This window comes from Micromonospora sp. NBC_01405 (assembly GCF_045040155.1).
Taxonomy (GTDB): domain Bacteria; phylum Actinomycetota; class Actinomycetes; order Mycobacteriales; family Micromonosporaceae; genus Micromonospora.
On sequence record NZ_CP109532.1, the window covers coordinates 1,431,791 to 1,451,773 of the forward strand.

Below are 19,983 nucleotides of genomic sequence, written 5' to 3' on the forward strand. Positions count from 1 at the left end.
CGACAGTGGACGGTGCACCCCGTGCCAGTCCGCCGAACGGGACCGACTGAGCCGACCACCGATGGTGCCGGCCAACTTCTGGGAACACGAGCCGGTACGGCGGGCTCTGGCCGACCGGCACCTCGGACGGGTGATCCGGGCGTTCCGCTGCCACCCGTACCACGGGCGGAATCCGCTGCCACAGAGCGCGGTCGCCGGGTGGCTCGGGATCACCCAGGCGCAGCTCAGCCGAGTCGAGAACGGCTCACCGATCGTTCACCTGGACCGACTCACCCACTGGGCACAGGTGCTCCGCGTCCCCAGCACGCACCTGTGGTTCGCACTTCCCGAGACGAACGGCAGGGCAGGAAGGGGTCTGCCGCCTGCACCTGCTCAGGATCGACCTTCCGTGGAGCCTCCCAATGAGGGCCGACGGGCGTTGCTGGCCGGTATCGCAGCCGTGGCTGCGGGGGCCGGGCTGATTGCGACGACGGATGCCACCCAGCCTCGTCGCATCGGCGCCAGGGATGTCGCTCGCCTCAACGCGGTTCTGGAGCTGTACCGGTCAGTGGACTACGAGAGCGGAGGCTGCCTCCTGTATCGAGAGGTGGCTCACTTCGCGGAGTCGGTGTACGGGATGCTCGACTGGTCACACACGCAGGCGTTGACCTCCAGCCTCGTGGCCTCGGTGGCGGCAGCTCGGCAGTTGGCCGGTTGGACGGCTCTCGACGCGGGCAAGCACAGCGACGCCCACCGTCATTTCGTCGCAGCCGAACGAGCCGCACTCGCTGCGGACGATGCTCCTCTGGCTGCGATGATCCGCTATTCCCAGGCCAAGCAGCTACAGCATCTCCGCCACAACCAGGACGCGCTTGCGACGTTGCAGCTTGCCCGCGCCCACGTCGCAGCGCAGGCCACACCTGCGGTCAACGCTCTGCTCCTGGGCGCGGAGGCCGCCTCACTCGCCGCGCTCGGCGCGCACGGGGAGGCGGTGACCACACTCGGCAAGGCCAGTGACGAGTTCGACCGCATCGGCGGTGTCCACGAACCGGAGTGGATGAGCTTCTACGACCGTGGCGAGTTGCTCGCCCAGTACGGCCGCGTCTACCGAGACCTGGCACGCCGGGACGAGAAGCGCGCCCCTGAGGCGGTGCGCTGGGTGGAAGGCGCCATTGCCGCCTTCGGTCCGGCGAACGTTCGCAGCACGCTGCTCAACGAGGTCGGCCTGTGCAGTGCGCTGTTCCTGGCTGATCAGCCCGAGCAGGCGCTGACGGTCGGCACGCGCGTCCTGAACCAGGCCCGAGCCATGAGTTCAAGGCGGGTGATCGACCGGGTTGGCAACCTGCGACGTGATCTGGCGCGGCACCGCAAGCTACCTGCGATCGCTGAGTTCGAGCACAGCCTGAGCCTGGCGACGATCCACCCGACAGCAGGCTGAGCATGGCTGAAGCAGGACGGTTTGCCGAGAAGGCAATGACAGAGGCCATGCACCAGGTTGCCGCCAATCTGGGAGCGCCCACCCGGGATGCGCAGCTGTTGCGCCTGACCAACAACGCCGTCTTCGCGCTGCCCAGCGCCGCGATCGTCATCCGGATCGCCCGCACCCACCAGCTCTACGACCGGGTGGGCAAGGTTGTCCGGCTCGCGCGATGGTTTGCTTACGTCGACGCGCCGGCCATCCGGCTGGCGGTGGATGTCGAGCAGCCAGTTCAGGTCGGCCGCCTGCTGGCCTCCGTCTGGGAGTACGTCCCGCCGACCTCGCCGGCACCAACAGCCGAAGACCTCGGCCGGGCCCTGCGGGAGTTCCACACGTCTGGCGTTCCACCCTTTCCCCTGCCGGCGTGGGATCCGGTCGGCGACGCGCGCCGGAGACTGGACGATGCCGAAGGACTCAGCGATCGCGATCGCGACTTCCTGGTGGACTGGTGCAACCGTCTCGAGCCTCGGCTGGATACGCTGCGCCGGGACACGGAGGGACAACTGATCCACGGGGACGCCCATGTCGGGAACCTGCTCCGCGAGCCGTCAGGCCGGGCCGTGCTGTGTGACTTCGACGCGACATGCGTCGGACCTTGGCAGGTAGACCTGGTGGCAGTCGCCGTCGGCGAAGCCCGGTTCGGCGGCACCGGGTCGTACCGATCGTTGGCTGACACCTATGGATACGACGTCACCACCGACCCGAACTGGCCCCTGCTGCGGGAGGCGCGCGAGCTGAAGATGATCGCGGCAGCCGTTCCGCTCCTGGCGAGTTCCGCCAACATCGTCCGGGAGTTCACCACCCGGCTCCAGTCCGTGGTGGAAGGCGACCACCAGGCACGCTGGACGCCGTTCGCCGACCTGATCAGTTGAGAACCGCCGTCACCGGTGCGCGCCGGAAAGATTGTGCAGCCGTCCTCGTAGCGTTGATTTCTCAAGCGCAAGCAGAACCGACTGATTTGCTGCCCAGCCGTCCGGGAACTTCACCGGCACGTCGAGGTGGATCGGTTCGGTCGACGGGTGGGCGTCCAGCAGCTCCGCGATGCCCGCCCGCGCCACCACCACGCACGCGTGCCGGTGCCGGGACGTCAGTACGCACAACCGCCCCGACTCCAGGTGGAACGCCGTCGCGTCCCGCCGCCCCGACAACGGGTGCAGCACGATCGTCACGTCGTACTCGCGGCCCTGGAGCCGGTTGGCGGTGTCCACCGTGATGCCCGCGCCGGCCTCGCCGAGGTGCGCGCGGATGGCCGCGACCTGGTCGCGGTGCGCGGCCCCAACGGCGATCCGGTTGGCGGTGACCGGCGTGCCGGCCGGCGCGTGCTCGGAGACGGCGACCGCGCCCCGCGCCAGTACCCGCAGCGCCAGCGCCGCGCACGCCGCAGCCGCCTCCCCATCGGTACGCAGGGTGTGCCGCTCCGGCAGCTCGTACAGCGCCCATCCCGACGACACCGCCAGCTCCACCGCCGCGTCGACCGCGTCCCCCGGCCCGGCCTCGGTGAGCGTCAGCGCCCGGTCGTCGCGCCCGGTGCCGGCGCGGAACCCGGTGAACGGGTAGAACGCCGCCGCGACCACCGGCGCCGCCGACGCGGGCAGCCGCCACGACACCGGCAGCCGGTGCACCGGCAACTGCGGGTTGTGCCGCAGCAGCACCGCCACCGCGGACTGCATCGGATCCCAGGTCAGGCCCGTCCACCGCGCGGTCTCGACCGTGGAGAACGGGTCGAGCTGCCCAGGATCGCCCACGAACAGCGCCCGCTCGAACCTGCCGGCCACCCGCAACAGGGCGTCCGACCGCATCTGGTACGCCTCGTCGACGATCGCCCACGGCCAGGAGCCTTCGGTGATCATGGCCCACTTGGCGGCCGTACCGATGATGACGGCCGGCCCGCCGAGGTCGGCGACCTTCGCGGCGACCTTGACCGTGTCGTGGCCCTTCACCCGCTCGGTCGGCTTGTAGTCGGCCGCCGAGAGGCGGCCGATCCGCAGCTCGGGGGCCTTGCGGGCGAGCCGGTCGATGAGGTCGTCGACCTGCTCGTTGGTCTGCGCGATGATGATCAGCGGCTCACCGGCGGCGGCCAGCTCGGCGGCGGCGCGGACCACGAGCGTCGACTTACCGGCCCCGGGCGGCGAGTCGACAACCACGCCCCGGTGATCGCCGGAGCGCAGGTCGGCCAGCACTGCCGTGATGACGCGCTCCGCCTCGACGGCGGGCGGCACCTCCAGCCCGAGCATCGATCTCCCCTCCCACCAGGTGCTGCGACCCTACCCGCAGGCACCGACACGGCCGTACCTACGGCTTGCCGCCACCCGGCTGCGGCGGGGAGCACGCGGCGTCCACGGGGCAGGAGAGCCGACTCGGTGAAGACAGATCACGCGGTAGGACGATTGCCAAAGGCAATCAATGCCAATACAAACATGGATGTCATCCCGGTGGATTGTGACGGCGACCCCGTCAACCGGATTCACATCATCCCCAAAGGGGGGCCCATGGCACGCAGCCGCATCGCCGGTGCAGCAGCCATCACACTCGTCCTACCACTCATGGGCGTCCTTCCCGCGTCCACCGCGACGGCCGCGCCCGCGAAGCCCGTGGCGAAGCAGGCTCAGCCCAGCGACACCCGGGAGCTGACCCGCAAGGACCTCACGCTGGACGGCCGCAAGGTCGAGACGCCGGCCCGGTACCAGCCGCGCGCGCAGGAGCGTTCGAAGACCACGTCCGCCGCGACGACGCCGCCGGTCGGCACGGTGCGGCAGTGGCTCGGGATGGACGACCTCCAGGGCCAGATCTACCGCAAGGACTACACGCTGCGGGGCTCGGGCAACAACGTCGAGGTGTGGGTCGCCAACGACATCGCCTTCCCGGCCGGCGACTGCCGAATCCAGATCCCCTCGTCGACGCAGATCACCGACGCGCAGGTGGCGAGCTTCGTCCACGAGTTCGACACCAACATGTACCCGAAGGAGACGGCCGCGTTCAGCACGCCGCCGGACCGTGACGGCACCAACGCCCTGCTCGGCCCGGACGCCAACGGCAACGGCGGCGACTACACCGGCGGCGGCAACAAGACGGTCACCCTGATCGACAACGTCCGGGACGACAACTACTACGAGTTCCCGGCCAACCCGACCTACATCGCCGGCTTCTTCTCGGCCCAGTTCAACGAGCTGTTCGACCGCAACGTGATGACCATCGACGCGTTCGACTGGGCCCACCGCACCGGGGCGAACCCGCCGAACGAGCCCACCGACGACCTGTGCACCAGCCGCCCGGCCCGCCCCTCCAACTACGAGGGCACCTTCGCCCACGAGTGGCAGCACCTGGCGCACTACTACACCGACCCCTTCGAGGGGAACTGGATCAACGAGGGCCTGGCCGACTTCGCCCAGACGCTGACCGGCTACGTCGACACCACGACGACCGTCTTCGACCGGGGAGCCGACAGCCACATCTACTGCTACCAGGGCTTCGGCACGGTGCAGACGCCGTACAACGTCAACCCGCGGGACTGCGGCGGCCCGGAGAACTCGCTCACCCTGTGGGGCGAGAGCCCGAACCCGAACGCGGTGCTCGCCGACTACGGCAACGCGTACTCGTTCATGCAGTTCCTGTACGACCGGTACGGCACGGACATCATGTCCCGGCTGCACAAGGACGGTGAACGGCAGGGGCTGGCCAGCCTGGACGCGGCGCTGAAGGCCAAGGGCATCAGCAAGATGTACCAGGTCATCCACGACTACCAGACGATGACGCTGGTCGACAAGATCGTCGGGGACTCGCGGCGCGGGATCATGCTCGGCGTACCGAAGAGCCGGGTGACCACGCCGAGCCTGCGCTCCACGGTCAACCTGGCCAACCCGGCCGCCAACGCCACCCCAGGGGCGGCGCCGAACGGGGCCGACTTCGTACCGCTGCAGAAGGCCGACGGGCAGATCCTGCGCGGCCGTGACCTGCGGTCGCTGTCGTTCGCGGGCACCAAGACCCTGCCGCCGCTGCCGCTGTCGTGGACCGTCGTGCCGAACGACCCGGACCGCCCCGGCAACCCGGTCCTGTGGTCCGGAAACGGCAACAACATCGACGCCGCGGCGGTCACGTCGGTCGCCGTGCCGACCGCCGACCCGACGCTGCGCTTCGCCGCCAAGTACGGTGCGGAGTTCGGCTTCGACTACGGCTACGTCACCGTCTCCACCGACGGCGGCGCGAGCTACACCGCCATCCCGGGCGACAAGACGATCGACGGGCCGTTCGGTCCGGCGCTCAACGGAACGACCAACGGGTTCGAGGCGCACTCGTACGACCTGTCCGCGTACGCCGGCAAGACGATCCTGCTCGGCTTCCGCTACGTCAGCGACGGCGGCGTCAACGAGGGCGGTCTGCTGGTCGACGACATCACCGTCGGCGGCACGGCGGTCAGCGACGGCACCAGCCTCGCCCCGTTCGACTCGCCGACGGAGATCAAGCCGATCACCGTCAACAACTGGAACCTGCGGCTCATCGGCATCGACGAAAAGCACTCGATCGCCGCGCAGTTCGAGTTCGACGGCAAGTCGAGCCTGACGCTGAACCGGGCGCAGCTGGCCCTGCTCAGCCTGTTCCCGAAGGTCGTCGCCGTGGTCGCCTACGACGAGCCGACCGAGCAGGTCAACCAGTACGCGCCGTACACGCTGAAGGTCAACGGAGTGGTCCAGCCGGGCGGCACCGCCTGACCTGACCCCGCACAACCCCGGGCACCTGTCGCCGTTTCTGGAGGCGGGTGCCCGGGCCCTATCGGGGACCACCCATCGGGCCGCCGTGTCGCGCTCGCGCCCGATCGCGCTGCCAGCACCAGAGGGCGTTCCTGCTCCGACCTGCTTTCGCTACCCGCCGTTCCTAACTGGTAGGAAGCAGCGCGGGACGCCAGCAGCGGCCAGCTCGACGGCCCGTGATGACATGCTCCGCCTCGACGGCGGGCGGCACCCTCCAGCCCGACACCATCACCTCCCAGCCTGACCCACCGGCCCTACCACCCCGGAGCCAACGCCGCCGTCAGGCACTTCCCTCCGGCGCGACACGACGGGGCTTCGGCACCTGTCGGTTGAACTGCGGCCTCAGTGCCAGGACCAGGCTTTCCTTCGCACTCTCGGGGTTGTCCGTCTCCTGCCAGCGGATCTCGCACCGTCCCAGCCAGCCGGCGATGTCGGCCGCCGACGCCGCGTTGCCCGGCCGGTCGAGGCGCTGGCCGACCTGGTCGTGCAGCACGGACGAGCCACGGTTCCCGCTCAGGTGCTGCCGCAGGCGTTGCCGCAGGTTCCCGGTGTGGCCGACGTAGACGACCACGCCGCGATCGAGGACCACGTGCACGCCCGGCGAGGCGGGGGTGCCGGCGGCAGCCGCCATCGTGTACGGCTGGGGAAAGGTGAAGTCGGCCAACAGGTCGTCAAGGGTGGCATCGGGCATGCCCGGAGGCTACCGGCGTCGGTCCTCACTCACGGGAACCGGTCCGGCAGGGAGGGACTCGGCGGGGCACCCCGGTGGCGAGCAGGATCAAGCAATGTGAAGATGAGCGTCGCCCCATGGCAACAGACCATGGGGCGACGGCCGTGACTAAAATCCGGCGCTGACGAGCGGCTCCATACCTGGAAATGCATTATCGACAGCATCAGTGACCGGTAATCCGATTTCGGCAATTACCTTCTTCGCCGCCAGACGCCCTGGTGCACGAGTGGTGCTGATCTTGTCGCCCGAGATGATCGTCCCCTGCCAGATCTCAGCGTCACGTCGCCAGTCGACCTTGGTAGCAAGGTCGACGTAGCGAGCGGCACGCCAGGCGGGATCTGGATTCTTCTCGATCTCGTATGCCACGTGACCGATGACAACCAGACCGGTGGCCGTCATGTTGATAAAGTGCTTGCGGTAGTCGACCACCTGATTAGCGGGCCCACCGGAGGTGGGCAAATCCGCAATCGCCACCCAGGGCGTCATGTGCTTGGTCAGGATTTCCATCATCGAAAGGGTCCGCTCAACAAAGGCATCCTGCCGCTCCGTGAAGCCGATTACCTGGTTGCTTCGAGCAGGAATGCTGGACTCGCTGAGCGCGTAGTCACGGAATAACAGTTCCTTGACCATGCCGCGAACCTGGTTGAGCAAGAAGATCGCTGGAGAGTTCTTCGACAGGCTCTTCGAAGTCTCGTCAATACGACCATGGAACAGTCTGGAGCCATCCACAATCTTGGTGAGCACCCGGTTCAACGGCTCGCGGGTGTTGAATGCCGCCAAAAGACTAGCCGGAATCTGCTTCGTTTGCGCCGCGTCGGCGAAATCCTGATGAATCCGGGCAAGATCAGGTTCAACGACGATAACCACCGAGATGCTATCGCTCATGAAGGTCGAGTCGGCTCCGGTCAGCGATTCACTTGCCTTCGTTATCGCGGCAAGCCGATGTTGCCCATCAGTCACAGAGAACCTGGTCTCGTCACCAATGACGACGAAACCAACGGCAGTGGCGAAGTTGCCACGCGGGACGTGAATCGCAGGAACCGAACGAACATTCAAGGTCAGGGGTGGCAGGATATAGTTCTGCTCGTTCTCGACGAGGTATTTGCCAATAGCACGGACATGAGCCGAGTCCATAGGACGGTTCGTCGCCATGCGCGGGTTGCCGCCCTTGGTAGCAGGCTCGGCAACGACATGATTGATGAGAAACGCGTTCGAAAAGGCCGTGGTAAGCATTAGGCGCCCACCCTGGTGGAAGACCACACAGGTGAATGAGCGTCCGCCAGAAGCAGAGGCAGCCTCGCTCGCGGCTTGTTGGGCAGCGGTAAGGGAATCGTGCTGGGTCAGGCCCAGCTCAGCGAAGAACATCGGCCGCTTACTCCGTCCTCTGTAGATGTTGGGCCTGGCTGTAGGCGGGCATGAACAACGAGGGTCAAATGGCGACCCCGGACTGCAATACCACCGGGGCCGCAGTGCACTTGAGCACGGACCATCAAGCGCAAAGGCAAATGAGCCATGGAGCTCAACTGCGGGCGGGACCCCCAGCGTGCAAAGCATCGCCCTCTCGCTCCAGCTAGGCGCTCCGGGCACCTTACAGGCAAGAGTCCTATCACCGAGGCTCACGATCCAGGCCCGGTTGCCGAACGCGGAAATGCCTGGATCTGGCAATGAAAATGTCGGGGTGACACTCCTGGATCTCCAGGTCTGGGGAGATCTGCCGTTTCCGCTGGTCAGCCAGGATTGCGGCAACAACCAAGCGCTGCTATCGCCACATAGGCGCATTCGCCTACCGACGAGTAGGGAAGTCAAACTGTCAAGGACCCGACAGTGAGCTTACGCACGTCGTATCGGCAGCTACTGTGCCCGGGTGGCGGATCTTGGACGCGGCATTTACGAGCACCTGGTTACTCACCAACTCGCCGGTCAGCTCCACCACCTCGACTCCGCCTTGGTCCAGCACCGCCCCCTGGACCCCGCCGACTCCCACGAGCACCTGACCCGTCACCTCGCCACCCTCATCAGCCGGGCCCTGCAGGCCGTCCCCAACGGCGACGACAAGCTCCACCGCCAGGTCGACCTGGCCAACCGCCTCGCCACCACCATCGCGGATCTCAACCCCGACGCGGCCACCCCCAACGACCAGGTAGCCGACGCCCGGAACCTCCTGCACGCCATCGCCGCCCCACCCACCCCACCCGCGCAGCCGACCTTCCCGCAGCGCCCCACCACCCCGCTCTCCACCGGCGCGCTGCTGGTCAACGGCCGCCACCAGCCCCGCATCGGCCACGAGGTCACCCACGAGATGGCCTCGGCCACCCACGTCGACCTGCTCTGCGCGTTCATCAAGTGGCACGGCCTGCGCATCGTCGAGCCGGCCATCCGCGAGCTCATCGGCCGAGGCGGCAAGCTGCGGGTCATCACCACCACGTACCTGGGCGCCACCGACCAGCGGGCGCTGGACCGGCTCGCCGAGCTGGGCGCCGAGGTCAAGGTCTCCTACGAGACCCGGACCACCCGGCTACACGCCAAGGCGTGGCTGTTCCGCCGCAACAACGGCACCACCACGGCGTACGTCGGCTCGTCGAACCTGTCGAAGGCCGCGCTGGTCGACGGGGTGGAGTGGAACGTCCGGATCTCGAACGTCGAGCAGCCGCACGTCATCGACACGTTCACCGCCACGTTCGAGGACTACTGGAACGACGCCGCGTTCGAGTCGTACGAGCCGGGCAGGGACGCCGAGCGGCTGCGGCAGGCGCTGCGCGGCGAGCGGTCGGACGACGGCGTCACCCAGATCTCGAACCTGGACGTGCGGCCGTACCCGTACCAGGCGGAGATCCTGGCCGACCTGGACGCCGAGCGGCAGGTGCACGGCCGGCACCGGAACCTGGTGGTGATGGCGACCGGCACCGGCAAGACGGTGGTGGCGGCGCTGGACTACCGCCGGCTACACCGCAGTAAAAGTGTCGACTCGCTGCTCTTCGTCGCCCACCAGGAGCAGATCCTCAAGCAGAGCCTGGCGACGTTCCGCCAGGTGATGGGCGACGGTAGCTTCGGCGAGCTGCTGGTCGGCGGCAAGGAGCCGACCGACTGGCGGCACGTCTTCGCGTCGATCCAGTCGCTGCACCGGCGGGAGATCGACCCCGAGGCGTACGACATGGTGATCGTCGACGAGTTCCACCACGCCGAAGCGCCGACGTACGCCCGGCTGCTGGATCGGTTGGAGCCGCGCGTACTGCTGGGGCTGACGGCGACCCCCGATCGGGCCGACGGCGGCGACGTGCGGCGATGGTTCGACGGCCACGCCGCCGTGGAGCTGCACCTGTGGGAGGCTCTGGAGCGGCAGTTGCTGGCCCCGTTCCAGTATTTCGGGCTGCACGACGACGTGGACCTGTCGCACCTGCGGTGGAAGCGTGGTCAGGGATACGACCTCGGCGAGCTCGGCGGCGTCTACACCGGCAACGAGGCGCGGGCTCGGCTCATCCTCAAGGCCGTGCGGGACAAGGTCGACGTGGACCGGATGCGGGCGCTCGGATTCTGCGTCGGCATCGGGCACGCGGAGTTCATGGCGGACTGGTTCACCCGCCGGGGCGTACCGTCGGCTGCGGTGACCTCCCGGGCGGACCGCGCCGGACGGTCGCGGGACGAGCTGCTTCGGGAGTTCAAGGCCGGGAAGCTGCGCGTCCTGTTCACGGTGGACCTGTTCAACGAGGGGGTCGACCTGCCGATGGTCGACACGATCCTGATGCTGCGGCCCACCGAGAGCGCGACGATCTTCCTTCAGCAGCTCGGCCGGGGCCTGCGACTGGACGACGACAAGCCCTGTCTCACGGTGCTGGACTTCATCGGCGGGCAGCACGCGAACTTCCGCTTCGACCTGCGTTGGCGGGCACTGACCGGGGTGACCCGGCGGGCGATCAGGGACGCGGTCGAGCAGGACTTCCCCTCCCTGCCGAGCGGCTGCCACGTCGAGCTGGACCGGGTGGCGAAGGAGGTGGTGCTGAGCAACCTCAAGAGCGCCATGCCCACCTCGCAGAAGGGCCTGGTCGCGGAGCTGCGGCAGCTCGGGGACGTCAACCTGGCCACGTTCCTGCGCGAGACCGGGCTGGAGATCGAGGACGTGTACCGGTCGGCGTCAGTCGGCGGGTGGACCGGGCTACGGCGGCTCGCCGGCCTTGAAGCGTCGACGCCCGGCCCGGACGACCGTGAGCTGGGGCGGGCGGTCGGGCGGATGCTGCACCTCGACGACACCGACCGGCTGGACCTGCTGGCCCGGGTCGCGGCCGGCGAACGGCCCGCAGCCGGCCGGCTCTGGGACATGCTGCACTTCGACCTGTGGGGGCCGAACGCGTCGCTGGCCTCGCGGGACGAGCGGGTGGCGCGGCTGTGGGCGGAGCCGGCGCGCTGCGTCGAGCTGCGCCAGGTCGCCGAGGTGCTACGGGAGCGGATCCACCGGGTGACGACGCGGGCGGGGGCGCTGCGGGTGCACGCCCGGTACAGCCGCAACGAGGCGTGCGCGGCGTTCGGGATGCCGAACCCGGGGTCGCTGCGCGAGGGCGTGAAGTGGCTTGAGTCCGAGCGGGCGGACCTGTTCTTCGTCACGCTGGTCAAGTCGGAGCAGCACTACTCCCCCACCACCATGTACGCGGACCGGGCGATCACGGACCGGCTGTTCCAGTGGGAGTCGCAGAGCACCACGTCGTCGGTGTCGACGACCGGGCAGCGGTACGTCAACCACGGGAAGCAGGGGTCGACGGTGCACCTGTTCGTCCGGGAGACCCGGGTGCCGGACCGGGACCTCGGCGCGCCGGCCTACCTGTACGCGGGGCCGATGGCGTACCGGGAACACACCGGGGACCGGCCGATGCGAATCGTCTGGGAGCTGACCCATCCGCTACCCGCCGACATGTACTCCGCCGCCCGGACGATCGCCGCCTGATCGTTCTTCCCGCCCGACGCTCTCGGGGACGGGGTCGCACCATCCGAGGAGAAGGACATTCACACTTTCCCATCTGAAGCGCGCGTGCTAACCCTGAGCGATGATGACTGCACCGAGAGTGGCATGGCGATCGGGCGCAGGCCACCCCGGCACGCCGTCACCGCCTTCCTCGCCCACGGCGAGTGACCGGTGAGCGCCTGGGCACGTACACCGCCCTCGCCCTCCCCCGCCCGCCGTCCGCAGCCGTCGGAACAGCAGCCCATCCTCGGCGTCGAGCCGGGCACGCCGCTCGACCTGCTGCTGGTCAACGCACCACTGCGCGACTACACGCTCCGCCCCCGGGTCGACAACTCCCCGCTGCCGGTGCTCGGCCTGGGCTACCTCGCCACCTACGCCACCGTGCAGGGCTTCAGCGTGGGCGTCCTCGACGGGGAGCCCCTCGGCCTCAGCGTCGAGGAGATCCAGAGCATCGTCAACGAGGCCGCGCCCCGCTGGGTGGGATTCAACCTGCTGGCGCCGACGTACGAGCTGAGCGCCCGCATCGCCGCCGGCCTCGACCCCGAGATCCAGATCATGGTCGGCGGTCACCAGGCGAAGGCGAGGCCGGAGGCGATCATCGCGGACCCGCGGTTCGCCCGCCTGGAGGCGCTGATCGTCGGCGAGGCCGAGACCCGGCTCGTCGAGCTACTGAACGACCACCACCAGCGGGTACGGCTTCCGGGCGTGATGTGGCGGGACCCGATCCTGGGTACGCCGGTCACGGGCGGCGGGCCGGGCACGGCATGGCACCTGGCCCCGGACGTCAACGCCCTGCCGTTCGTCGACCGGCGGTTCTTCGCCGCCGACCCGTACCGGCCGGGCGACGGGCCGTGGGAGGCGGCGATGGTGGGCGCCCGCGGCTGCCCGTACGAGTGTTCGTACTGCGGCGCGGCCGTCAGCGCCAACCTGGACGTCGCCATCCGCACCCGGGAGCCGGCCAACATCATCGCGGAGATGGACGAGCTCAACGTCCGGTACGGAGTGCGGGCGTTCCGGTTCGTCGACGACCTCTTCCTCGGCTACGAGCGGTTCGTCCGGCGCTGCATGCCCGCGTTCACCGAGGCCGACGTCGGCGGCCGGTACGTCTGGGACGCCACCGGCCGGATCAACGTCCTCGCTCACGCCGACGACGCCTTCCTGGAGACGCTCGCGGCGAACGGCTGCCGGGAGATCGCGCTCGGCATCGAGTCCGGCAGCGAGCGGGTTCTCGGCCACCTCGGCAAGCGGATCAGGCCCGAGCTGACCCGGGACGTGGTCCGCCGGCTCACCCGCCGGGGCATCAACGTCAGGGGTCACTTCGTCCTCGGCCGGCCCACCGAGACGCGTGCCGAGTTGGAGGCGACCGTCCGGCACGTACGCGAGCTGTGGGAGCTGACCGAGAACGCGCCCGGCACCTTCCGGGCGAGCATCTTCGAGTTCCACCCCTACCCCGGCACCCCGCAGTGGCGCCGGCTGCTGGCCACGGGCCGGTACGACCCGGCGCGGCTGCTGGACCACCGCACCATGGGCCTGAGCGACGACGGGCTGGACGAGGCGATGCGAACCGGCGACGAGTTCGACTTCCCGGCCAACCTCCAGTTCGGGGAGGTCGAGTTGCCGTACGTGCGGCGCCGGCTGGTGGAGCTGGCCCGCGCCCAGCACGAGCGGCTGTTCGGCCGCTGACCATTGGCTCGTCGCGGCCGAGGGCCGGGACCTCCATCGGACCATGGACGCGATTTGTTGGACGTGAAATGACCAGCTCGCTGGCCCCGTTGCATCAACCGACAAAGGAACGGAGGGTAAGAGTCATTCCAGCCAGCGAACCGGTGTGGGCCTGTCGCAGCCCGGCTCTCAGTGCCCCGGCGCAGTCGCGAGGTGTCCGATCCCGCCCCACGTTCATCCGCCTTCCGGGGATCCCGTTCGGCTCCTCGATGATGTGCGAGATCCTGGGCGGGCCCCGGTTTCGCCAGTCCTGCGTGTCTCCTCTCCCGCGAATGTCCTGGGAGGGTCGCCGCTATACCGCCCCGTGCCGCCCGTGCCGTGCCGCCCCGCGCCGTGTCGCCCCGCTCACCGGGCAGTCGGGTGGCCGCCTGACGATCGCGCTCCGCATCCGGTCGGGGACCTGTCCTTCGGCCCCTATGGAGCTGCCCCGTCTACGCGCCCGCTCCATCGGTAGCACAAACGGGGCAGCTCCATAGGGGCCGAAGGAGGGTAGGCCGACCGGGCGGGGCCGAGCCGGCAGGGGCCGATGGTGTCGGCAGCGCGATGGGGGCGGTGGAAGTGCTGGTGTACTGCACGACGTGGCCGCCGGCCTCGGCCTGCCGTGGCACCCGGACGCGGCGCTCTGCGCCCAGGTGCGACACCGGCTCTTCCCCGCCGCGCCGGCCGACACCGACCCGTGGGCGACACCGACCCCGTGGGCGACACCGACCCGTGGGCGATGCTGCTCTGGGCCACCGGTCGGGGCGAGCTGTCAGGCCGTCCCGTACTCACCCACTGGCGTTGGGAGGGCGTGCCCCGACCGAACCAGCCCGAGTGAGCCGACCCCAGGCCGACGGTTACGGTGCGGGGATGGAACAGCGGATCAGCCTCGTCACCCTCGGCGTCGCCGACCTGCCCCGCGCCCGCGCCTTCTACGAGCGGCTCGGCTGGCACGGCCAGGAGGTCGAGCAGACCGTCTTCTTCCAGGCCGGCGGCCTGGCCGTCGTGCTGTGGGCGCGTGACGAGCTGGCCGTTGACGCCGGTATCGGCGACGCGGACACGGGCGGCTTCGGCGGGCTGAGCCTGGCGCAGAACGTCCGGTCCCGCGAGGAGGTCGACGAGGTGATCGGGGCGGCGGTCGAGGCCGGGGCGACGGTCACCAGGCCCGCCCGGGAGACCTTCTACGGCGGGTACGCCGGCTACTTCGCCGACCCGGACGGGCACCTGTGGGAGATCGCCTGGAACCCCGGCTTCCCGCTCGCCGCCGACGGCACCCTCACCATCCCCGACTTCGGCACCGCCTGACTCCGCCCCGGCCGCCAAGGCGGCAGGGGCGGCGCAGGGCAGGGCGGCGCGGAGCAGGACGGTCAGCGCGGGGCAGGGCGGTCAGCGGACCGGGTCGTGGGTGCCCCGGGGCACGTGGGGCTTGCAGCGGCGCAGCCGATCGGCGGCCATTCGCCCGCCCACGGCCAGCCCGTGCCGCTCGACGGCGGCCAGCCCGTACGCGCTGCACGTCGGGGTGTAACGGCACTGGCCCGGCCAGCGGTGCGACAGCCAACGCCGGTAGCCGAGGATCGCGGCCCGGCCGGCCCGGTCGACGACCGGCGCGCGGGTCGCCCCGGCGGCCACCGAGCCGAGGGTCAGCATGAACGAGAACAGCCCGAAGTCGCAGCAGTCCGGGCCGTCGCAGTCGCAGTCGGTGCAGGAGTCGCCCCGTCGCTTCTTCTTGCGGTGGTGGTTCCGCCTCAGATTGATCACGTCGCCGATGGTGCGACACCCGCGCCACCCCGCCGGCCCGGGGGCGGGCTCAGGTCCAGACCGTGCGGCGCAGCCCGTCGTGGGTGGCGCACGCGTCGGCACGCCCCCCGGTGAGGCTGAGCGCGCCGTCGCGGCACTGCACCAGGTACCCCCGCCCGGCCCAGAAGTCCTGCCCGCAGTCGAAGTAGTCGCACACCCGTATATCCGGCTTGCGGATGCGGGAGCCGCCGCAGTAGTCGTACCCGAACGGGTTGGCCGGGGCCCCGCAGAGCCCGTCGCGCTCCGGGTTGGGTGCCGCGGTGCCGCGCCGGGGCTGTTTGGGGGCGGCCCTGCCGACGGCGGCGGCGCGGGAGGTCGGGCGCGCCGTCGGCGGCGGGGCGGGGGCGGCGGTCGGGGTGGGGGCTGCGGTCGGGGCGGGGGCGGCGGTCGGGGTGGGGGCCGCGGTCGCGGCGGCGGCGACGTCCGAGCCGGGCCGCACCGGCGGGTCCGACTCGAAGAGCACCGCGGGCAGCAGCAGCGCCGCGGCGGCGGCCACCGCGACGGTACGCCGGCCGCCCGGCACGGCGGCGGTGATCCGGGCCTGGCCGGGGGTGGCGATGGCCGGGCGGAACGGCCGGGTCTGGTCGTGCTCGGCGATCAGCTCGTCGAGCTGGGCGAGCACGGTGCCTCGCTGCTCGATGGCGTCGGCGAAGGCCAGGGCGAGGGTGAACCGGAACTCGGCGGCGGCCTCGGCGGGCAGCAACAGCCCGGAGGTGCGCCGCCGGTCGAGGACCTGGATCAGCGTGACCGGCGCCGCCGGGTCGTGTGCCAGCCCGGTCATCTTCCCGTACGCCCAGTCGCGCCGGCCGCGCCCGCCGAGCAGGACCAGCCGGCGGTCGGTGAGCACGGCGATCCCGGCGTCGGTGACCTTGACCCCGTCGGGGCGGCGGTGGTGCAGCGCCGGCCGGCCGGGGTCGATGCTGAGGTCGGGGGCGGGGAGCACGGCGGTGTGCCGCAGCTCGACCAGTTGCGCGGCGGGCAGCGCCCAGTGGACCCGCTCGCCGGGGGCGAGTTCCAGGGGCAGGCCGGAGTCCGCCGCGCGCCGGCCGAAGCTGGCCGCCGCCGCGCGCAGCCGCCGCAGCTCCTCGTAGCGCCGCCGCCATGCCTGCTCGGCGGCGCGGTACGTCCGCTGTCGTCGTTCGTTCTGCCGGTACGCCCACCGGTACCGCCACGTGGAACCCGTCGAATCAGTCTTCGCCACGCCGACTCCTTAGCCGCGCGAGCCGCCAACCGGGGTGTCATCCGGATCAACGGCGCCGACCGGTCAAACGGACCCGGCGAAGCGGACGAATCACCTGATCGGTGGACAAGAGCGAACGAGAAGCGGATGACGCCGTGTCGATTCACGTTCTGCCGGCGGTCCTCGGCGACGCCGTGTGGATCGGTGGCTCGCTGGGTAACGTCAGCCGCAGCCGGGCCGCGATGCCGCGCCGGCAGCACCGACGCGAAGGGGGGACCCGTGACCGACCCGGACCAGCGCCCGCGTGTCGTGATCGGGGTCGACATCGGCACCACCAGCACCAAGAGCGTCGCGTTCGACACGGACGGCCGGCAGCTCGCCGCCCACTCCGTCGGCTACCCGTTGGACGAGCCGCACCCCGGCTACGCCGAGCAGGACCCCCTGCTGATCTTCGACGCGGTGGTGGAGACGGTCCGCGCGGTGGTGGCGGAGCTGCCCGGGCCGATCGCCGGGCTGTCGTTCAGCACCGCGATGCACAGCCTGATCGGGCTCGACCCGGACGGTAAGCCGCTGACCGCGTCGGTGACCTGGGCGGACTCCCGCGCCAGCCGGCAGGCCGAGCGGCTGCGGGCGGTCCCGTCGGGGCTGGCGCTGCACCGGCGAACCGGCACGCCGGTGCACCCGATGGCGCCGCTGCCGAAGCTGGTCTGGTTCGCCGAGCAGGAGCCGAAACTGTTCGAGCGGGTCGCGCACTGGGTCGGCATCAAGGACTACGTGCTGCTGCGGCTGTGCGAGACGCTGGTCACCGACCACTCGGTCGCCTCGGCCAGCGGCCTGATGGACATCCGGAGGCTCGCCTGGGACGCGGAGGCGCTGCGGATCGCCGGGATCACCGAGGAGCAGCTCCCGCAGCTCGTCCCGACCACCACCGTGCTGCCGGGGCTCACCGCGGCGGCCGCCGCCGCGACCGGCCTGCCGGCGGACACCCCGATCGTGGTCGGCGCCGGCGACGGCCCGCTGGCCAACCTGGGCCTCGGCGCGGTGCACCCCGGCGTGGTGGCCTGCTCGATCGGCACCAGCGGGGCGATGCGGGTGATGGTCGAACGCCCCGCCGTCGACCCGCTCGGCGGGGTGTTCTGCTACGCGCTGACCGAGGACCGCTGGGTGGTCGGCGGCGCGATCAACAACGGCGGGATCGTGTTGCAGTGGGCCGGGGACGCGCTCGCCCCCGAGCTTGGCGAGGAGTCCGAGGAGAAGCTGCTCGACCTGGCCGCCCACGCGCCGGTCGGCTCCGGCGGGCTGATCATGCTGCCGTACCTGCTCAGCGAGCGCGCCCCGCACTGGAGCGCGCTGCCGCGCGGGGCGTACGTCGGGTTGACCCACGGCCACCGCCGCGAGCACCTGGTGCGGGCGGCGCTGGAGGGGGTGTGCCAGCAGCTCGCCCTGGTGCTGTCGTCGGTGCGGGCCGCCGGCAACGAGGTGCGGGAGGTGCGGGCCAGCGGCGGCTTCGCCCGCAGCCCGCTGTGGCGGCAGATGCTCGCCGACGCGCTCGGCATGCCGGTGCGGTTCCCGGCCGGCCACGAGGGGTCCAGCTTCGGCGCGGCACTGCTGGGCATGCAGGCCCTCGGCCTGATCGCGTCCGTCGACGTCGCCGCCGACCTGGTGAAGATCGACGAGACGGTACGCCCCGACCCGACCGCCGCCGCCGTCTACGCCGCCCTGCTTCCGCTGCACTCCGAGCTGTACGACGCGCTCGTCCCGACGTTCGCGTCGCTGCGACGGCTGGCCCCGAGCCTGCCGCCGGAGCCACCGCCCACCTCTCCACCCATGTGATCGCCCGTACCCTGCTGGCACGGACGCCGTCCGAAGGTCGTGATAGCCGTGGTCACTCTGCTCGCCGCACCGGCGGAACCACTCACCGACGCCGGTAACGCCCAACTGATCGCCGCGGCCCTGCTGGGCATCGCCGCGGTGGTGGTCCTGATCGCCTGGGGCAAGGTCCACCCGTTCCTGTCACTGATCCTCGGCGCGGCAGTGCTCGGCGTCGTCGCAGGGGTGGCGCCCGACGCCATCGTCACGTCGTTCAGCGGCGGCGTCGGCTCCACCGTCGGCGGGGTCGGTCTGCTGATCGCCCTCGGGGCGATGATCGGCGGCCTGCTCGCCGAGTCCGGCGGCGCGGACGGCATCGTCACCCGGATCGTCAACAAGGTCTCCGGGTCGGCCCTGCCCTGGGCGATGGCCGGGGTGGCCGCGCTGATCGGCCTGCCGTTGTTCTTCGAGGTCGGCGTGGTGCTGCTGGTGCCGATCGTGCTGCTGGTCGCGAAACGCACCGACGTGCCGCTGATGAAGGTCGGCATCCCGGCGCTGGCCGGCCTGTCGGTGCTGCACGGCCTGGTCCCGCCGCACCCCGGCCCGCTGGTGGCGATCTCCTCGCTCAACGCTGACCTGGGCCTGACGCTGGGGCTGGGCCTGCTGATCGCCATCCCGACCGTGATCATCGCCGGGCCGGTCTTCGGCAACATCATCTCCCGGTACGTCCCCGCGACGATTCCCGAGGGACTGTTGCCGACCCGCACGCCGGCCGGCGTCGGGGGTGGCGGGACCGACCGCGGCGTCGCGGGCCGCCAGCAGACCGGCGTGGACGGCGAACTGCTCACCGAGGACGACCTGCTCAACCCCGGCACCGGCCGCCCCGGCGCGCCGGTCGACGACTCCGGCACCGAGACCGCCCGCCGGGCCCCGAAGTTCTGGCCGGCGGTGATCACCGTGCTGCTGCCCGTGGCGCTGATGCTGCTGCGGGCCGTCGGCGAGCTGGCCCTGGCCGAGGGCAGCGCCGGCCGCAAGGCCCTGGACATCGTCGGCGCCCCGATCGTGGCGCTGCTGGCCGGGGTGATCGTGGCCATGTTCACCCTCGGCTTCCAGGCCGGCTTCAGCCGCAAGCAGGTCTCGTCGGTGCTCGGCGGCTCGCTGCCGCCGATCGCGGGCATCCTGCTGATCGTCGCGGCGGGCGGCGGGTTCAAGCAGGTGCTGGTGGACGCCGGGGTGGGCAACCTGGTCGCCGACGCGGCGGAGAACGCCAGCCTGTCCCCGCTGCTGCTGGGCTGGCTGGTCGCGGTCGGCATCCGGGTGGCGACCGGCTCGGCGACGGTCGCCACGATCACCGCGGCCGGCATCGTCGCCCCACTGGCGGCGACCCTGGACCGGCCCGGGGTGGCGCTGCTGGCCCTGGCCGTCGGCTGCGGCTCGCTGTTCTTCTCGCATGTCAACGACGCCGGCTTCTGGCTGGTGAAGGAGTATTTCGGGCTGACCGTCGGGCAGACCATCAAGAGCTGGTCGGTGATGGAGACGATCATCTCGGTGGTCGGCTTCGCCGGCGTCCTGCTACTCGACCTGCTGTTGTGACGCCCTGACCGGGCCGTGGGT

14 protein-coding genes are annotated in these 19,983 nt (G+C 70.6%); 9 read left to right on the top strand and 5 right to left on the bottom strand.

What is annotated here, in order from left to right; all coding sequences use genetic code 11:
- The first annotated feature begins 61 nt into the window (after positions 1–61).
- Together OG559_RS05610 and OG559_RS05615 are read left to right on the top strand one after the other, a co-directional pair.
- Positions 62–1,417, top strand: coding sequence for a helix-turn-helix domain-containing protein (locus OG559_RS05610; RefSeq protein WP_405113135.1), 1,356 nt, complete (start codon positions 62–64; stop codon positions 1,415–1,417).
- A gap of 2 nt (positions 1,418–1,419) precedes the next feature.
- On the top strand, positions 1,420–2,328 hold the full coding sequence (locus OG559_RS05615) for an aminoglycoside phosphotransferase family protein (protein WP_405113137.1): 909 nt from the start codon (positions 1,420–1,422) through the stop codon (positions 2,326–2,328).
- A gap of 9 nt (positions 2,329–2,337) precedes the next feature.
- Here the strand turns inward: OG559_RS05615 and OG559_RS05620 are convergent, their stop codons facing one another.
- Positions 2,338–3,690, bottom strand: coding sequence for an AAA domain-containing protein (locus OG559_RS05620; RefSeq protein ID WP_405113139.1), 1,353 nt, complete (start codon positions 3,688–3,690; stop codon positions 2,338–2,340).
- A 309-nt stretch (positions 3,691–3,999) separates the two neighbouring features.
- On the opposite strand from OG559_RS05620, the gene OG559_RS05625 reads away from it, so the two are divergent.
- Complete coding sequence (locus OG559_RS05625; RefSeq protein ID WP_405113141.1) at positions 4,000–6,162, top strand: choice-of-anchor J domain-containing protein; 2,163 nt, start codon at positions 4,000–4,002, stop codon at positions 6,160–6,162.
- Between the two features lie 319 nt (positions 6,163–6,481).
- On the opposite strand, the gene OG559_RS05630 is transcribed toward OG559_RS05625, so the two are convergent.
- Together OG559_RS05630 and OG559_RS05635 are read right to left on the bottom strand one after the other, a co-directional pair.
- Complete coding sequence (locus OG559_RS05630) at positions 6,482–6,892, bottom strand: GIY-YIG nuclease family protein (RefSeq protein ID WP_405113143.1); 411 nt, start codon at positions 6,890–6,892, stop codon at positions 6,482–6,484.
- Between the two features lie 147 nt (positions 6,893–7,039).
- Entirely contained in the window at positions 7,040–8,296 is a 1,257-nt protein-coding gene (locus OG559_RS05635; RefSeq protein WP_405113145.1) for a DNA sulfur modification protein DndB, read from the bottom strand.
- 499 nt (positions 8,297–8,795) lie between these two features.
- Here OG559_RS05635 and OG559_RS05640 point away from each other — a divergent pair, with 499 nt between their 5' ends.
- The 4 genes from OG559_RS05640 (at position 8,796) to OG559_RS05655 (ending at position 14,888) form a co-directional block, all read left to right on the top strand.
- A complete protein-coding gene (locus OG559_RS05640; RefSeq protein ID WP_405113147.1) occupies positions 8,796–11,864 on the top strand; it encodes a DUF3427 domain-containing protein in 3,069 nt (1,022 codons plus the stop codon).
- 189 nt (positions 11,865–12,053) lie between these two features.
- Positions 12,054–13,565 carry a B12-binding domain-containing radical SAM protein gene (locus OG559_RS05645; protein WP_405113149.1) on the top strand — a complete coding sequence of 504 codons (1,512 nt, stop codon included), beginning with the start codon at positions 12,054–12,056 and terminating at the stop codon, positions 13,563–13,565.
- A gap of 733 nt (positions 13,566–14,298) precedes the next feature.
- Positions 14,299–14,421, top strand: a complete 123-nt coding sequence (locus OG559_RS05650; RefSeq protein WP_405113151.1) for a hypothetical protein — start codon at positions 14,299–14,301, stop codon at positions 14,419–14,421.
- A gap of 32 nt (positions 14,422–14,453) precedes the next feature.
- The gene (locus OG559_RS05655) at positions 14,454–14,888 is read left to right on the top strand and encodes a VOC family protein (RefSeq protein WP_405113153.1); all 435 of its coding nucleotides are present in this window, start codon (positions 14,454–14,456) and stop codon (positions 14,886–14,888) included.
- 81 nt (positions 14,889–14,969) lie between these two features.
- On the opposite strand, the gene yidD is transcribed toward OG559_RS05655, so the two are convergent.
- A complete protein-coding gene (gene yidD, locus OG559_RS05660) occupies positions 14,970–15,341 on the bottom strand; it encodes a membrane protein insertion efficiency factor YidD (RefSeq protein ID WP_405113155.1) in 372 nt (123 codons plus the stop codon).
- 49 nt (positions 15,342–15,390) lie between these two features.
- Positions 15,391–16,581: a hypothetical protein gene (locus tag OG559_RS05665; RefSeq protein ID WP_405113157.1), complete on the bottom strand. Its 1,191-nt coding sequence runs from the start codon at positions 16,579–16,581 to the stop codon at positions 15,391–15,393.
- Between the two features lie 258 nt (positions 16,582–16,839).
- Here OG559_RS05665 and OG559_RS05670 point away from each other — a divergent pair, with 258 nt between their 5' ends.
- Both OG559_RS05670 and OG559_RS05675 read left to right on the top strand, forming a co-directional pair.
- Positions 16,840–18,393, top strand: a complete 1,554-nt coding sequence (locus tag OG559_RS05670) for a gluconokinase (RefSeq protein WP_405113159.1) — start codon at positions 16,840–16,842, stop codon at positions 18,391–18,393.
- 48 nt (positions 18,394–18,441) lie between these two features.
- Positions 18,442–19,962, top strand: a complete 1,521-nt coding sequence (locus OG559_RS05675) for an SLC13 family permease (RefSeq protein WP_405113161.1) — start codon at positions 18,442–18,444, stop codon at positions 19,960–19,962.
- Positions 19,963–19,983: the final 21 nt, after the last annotated feature.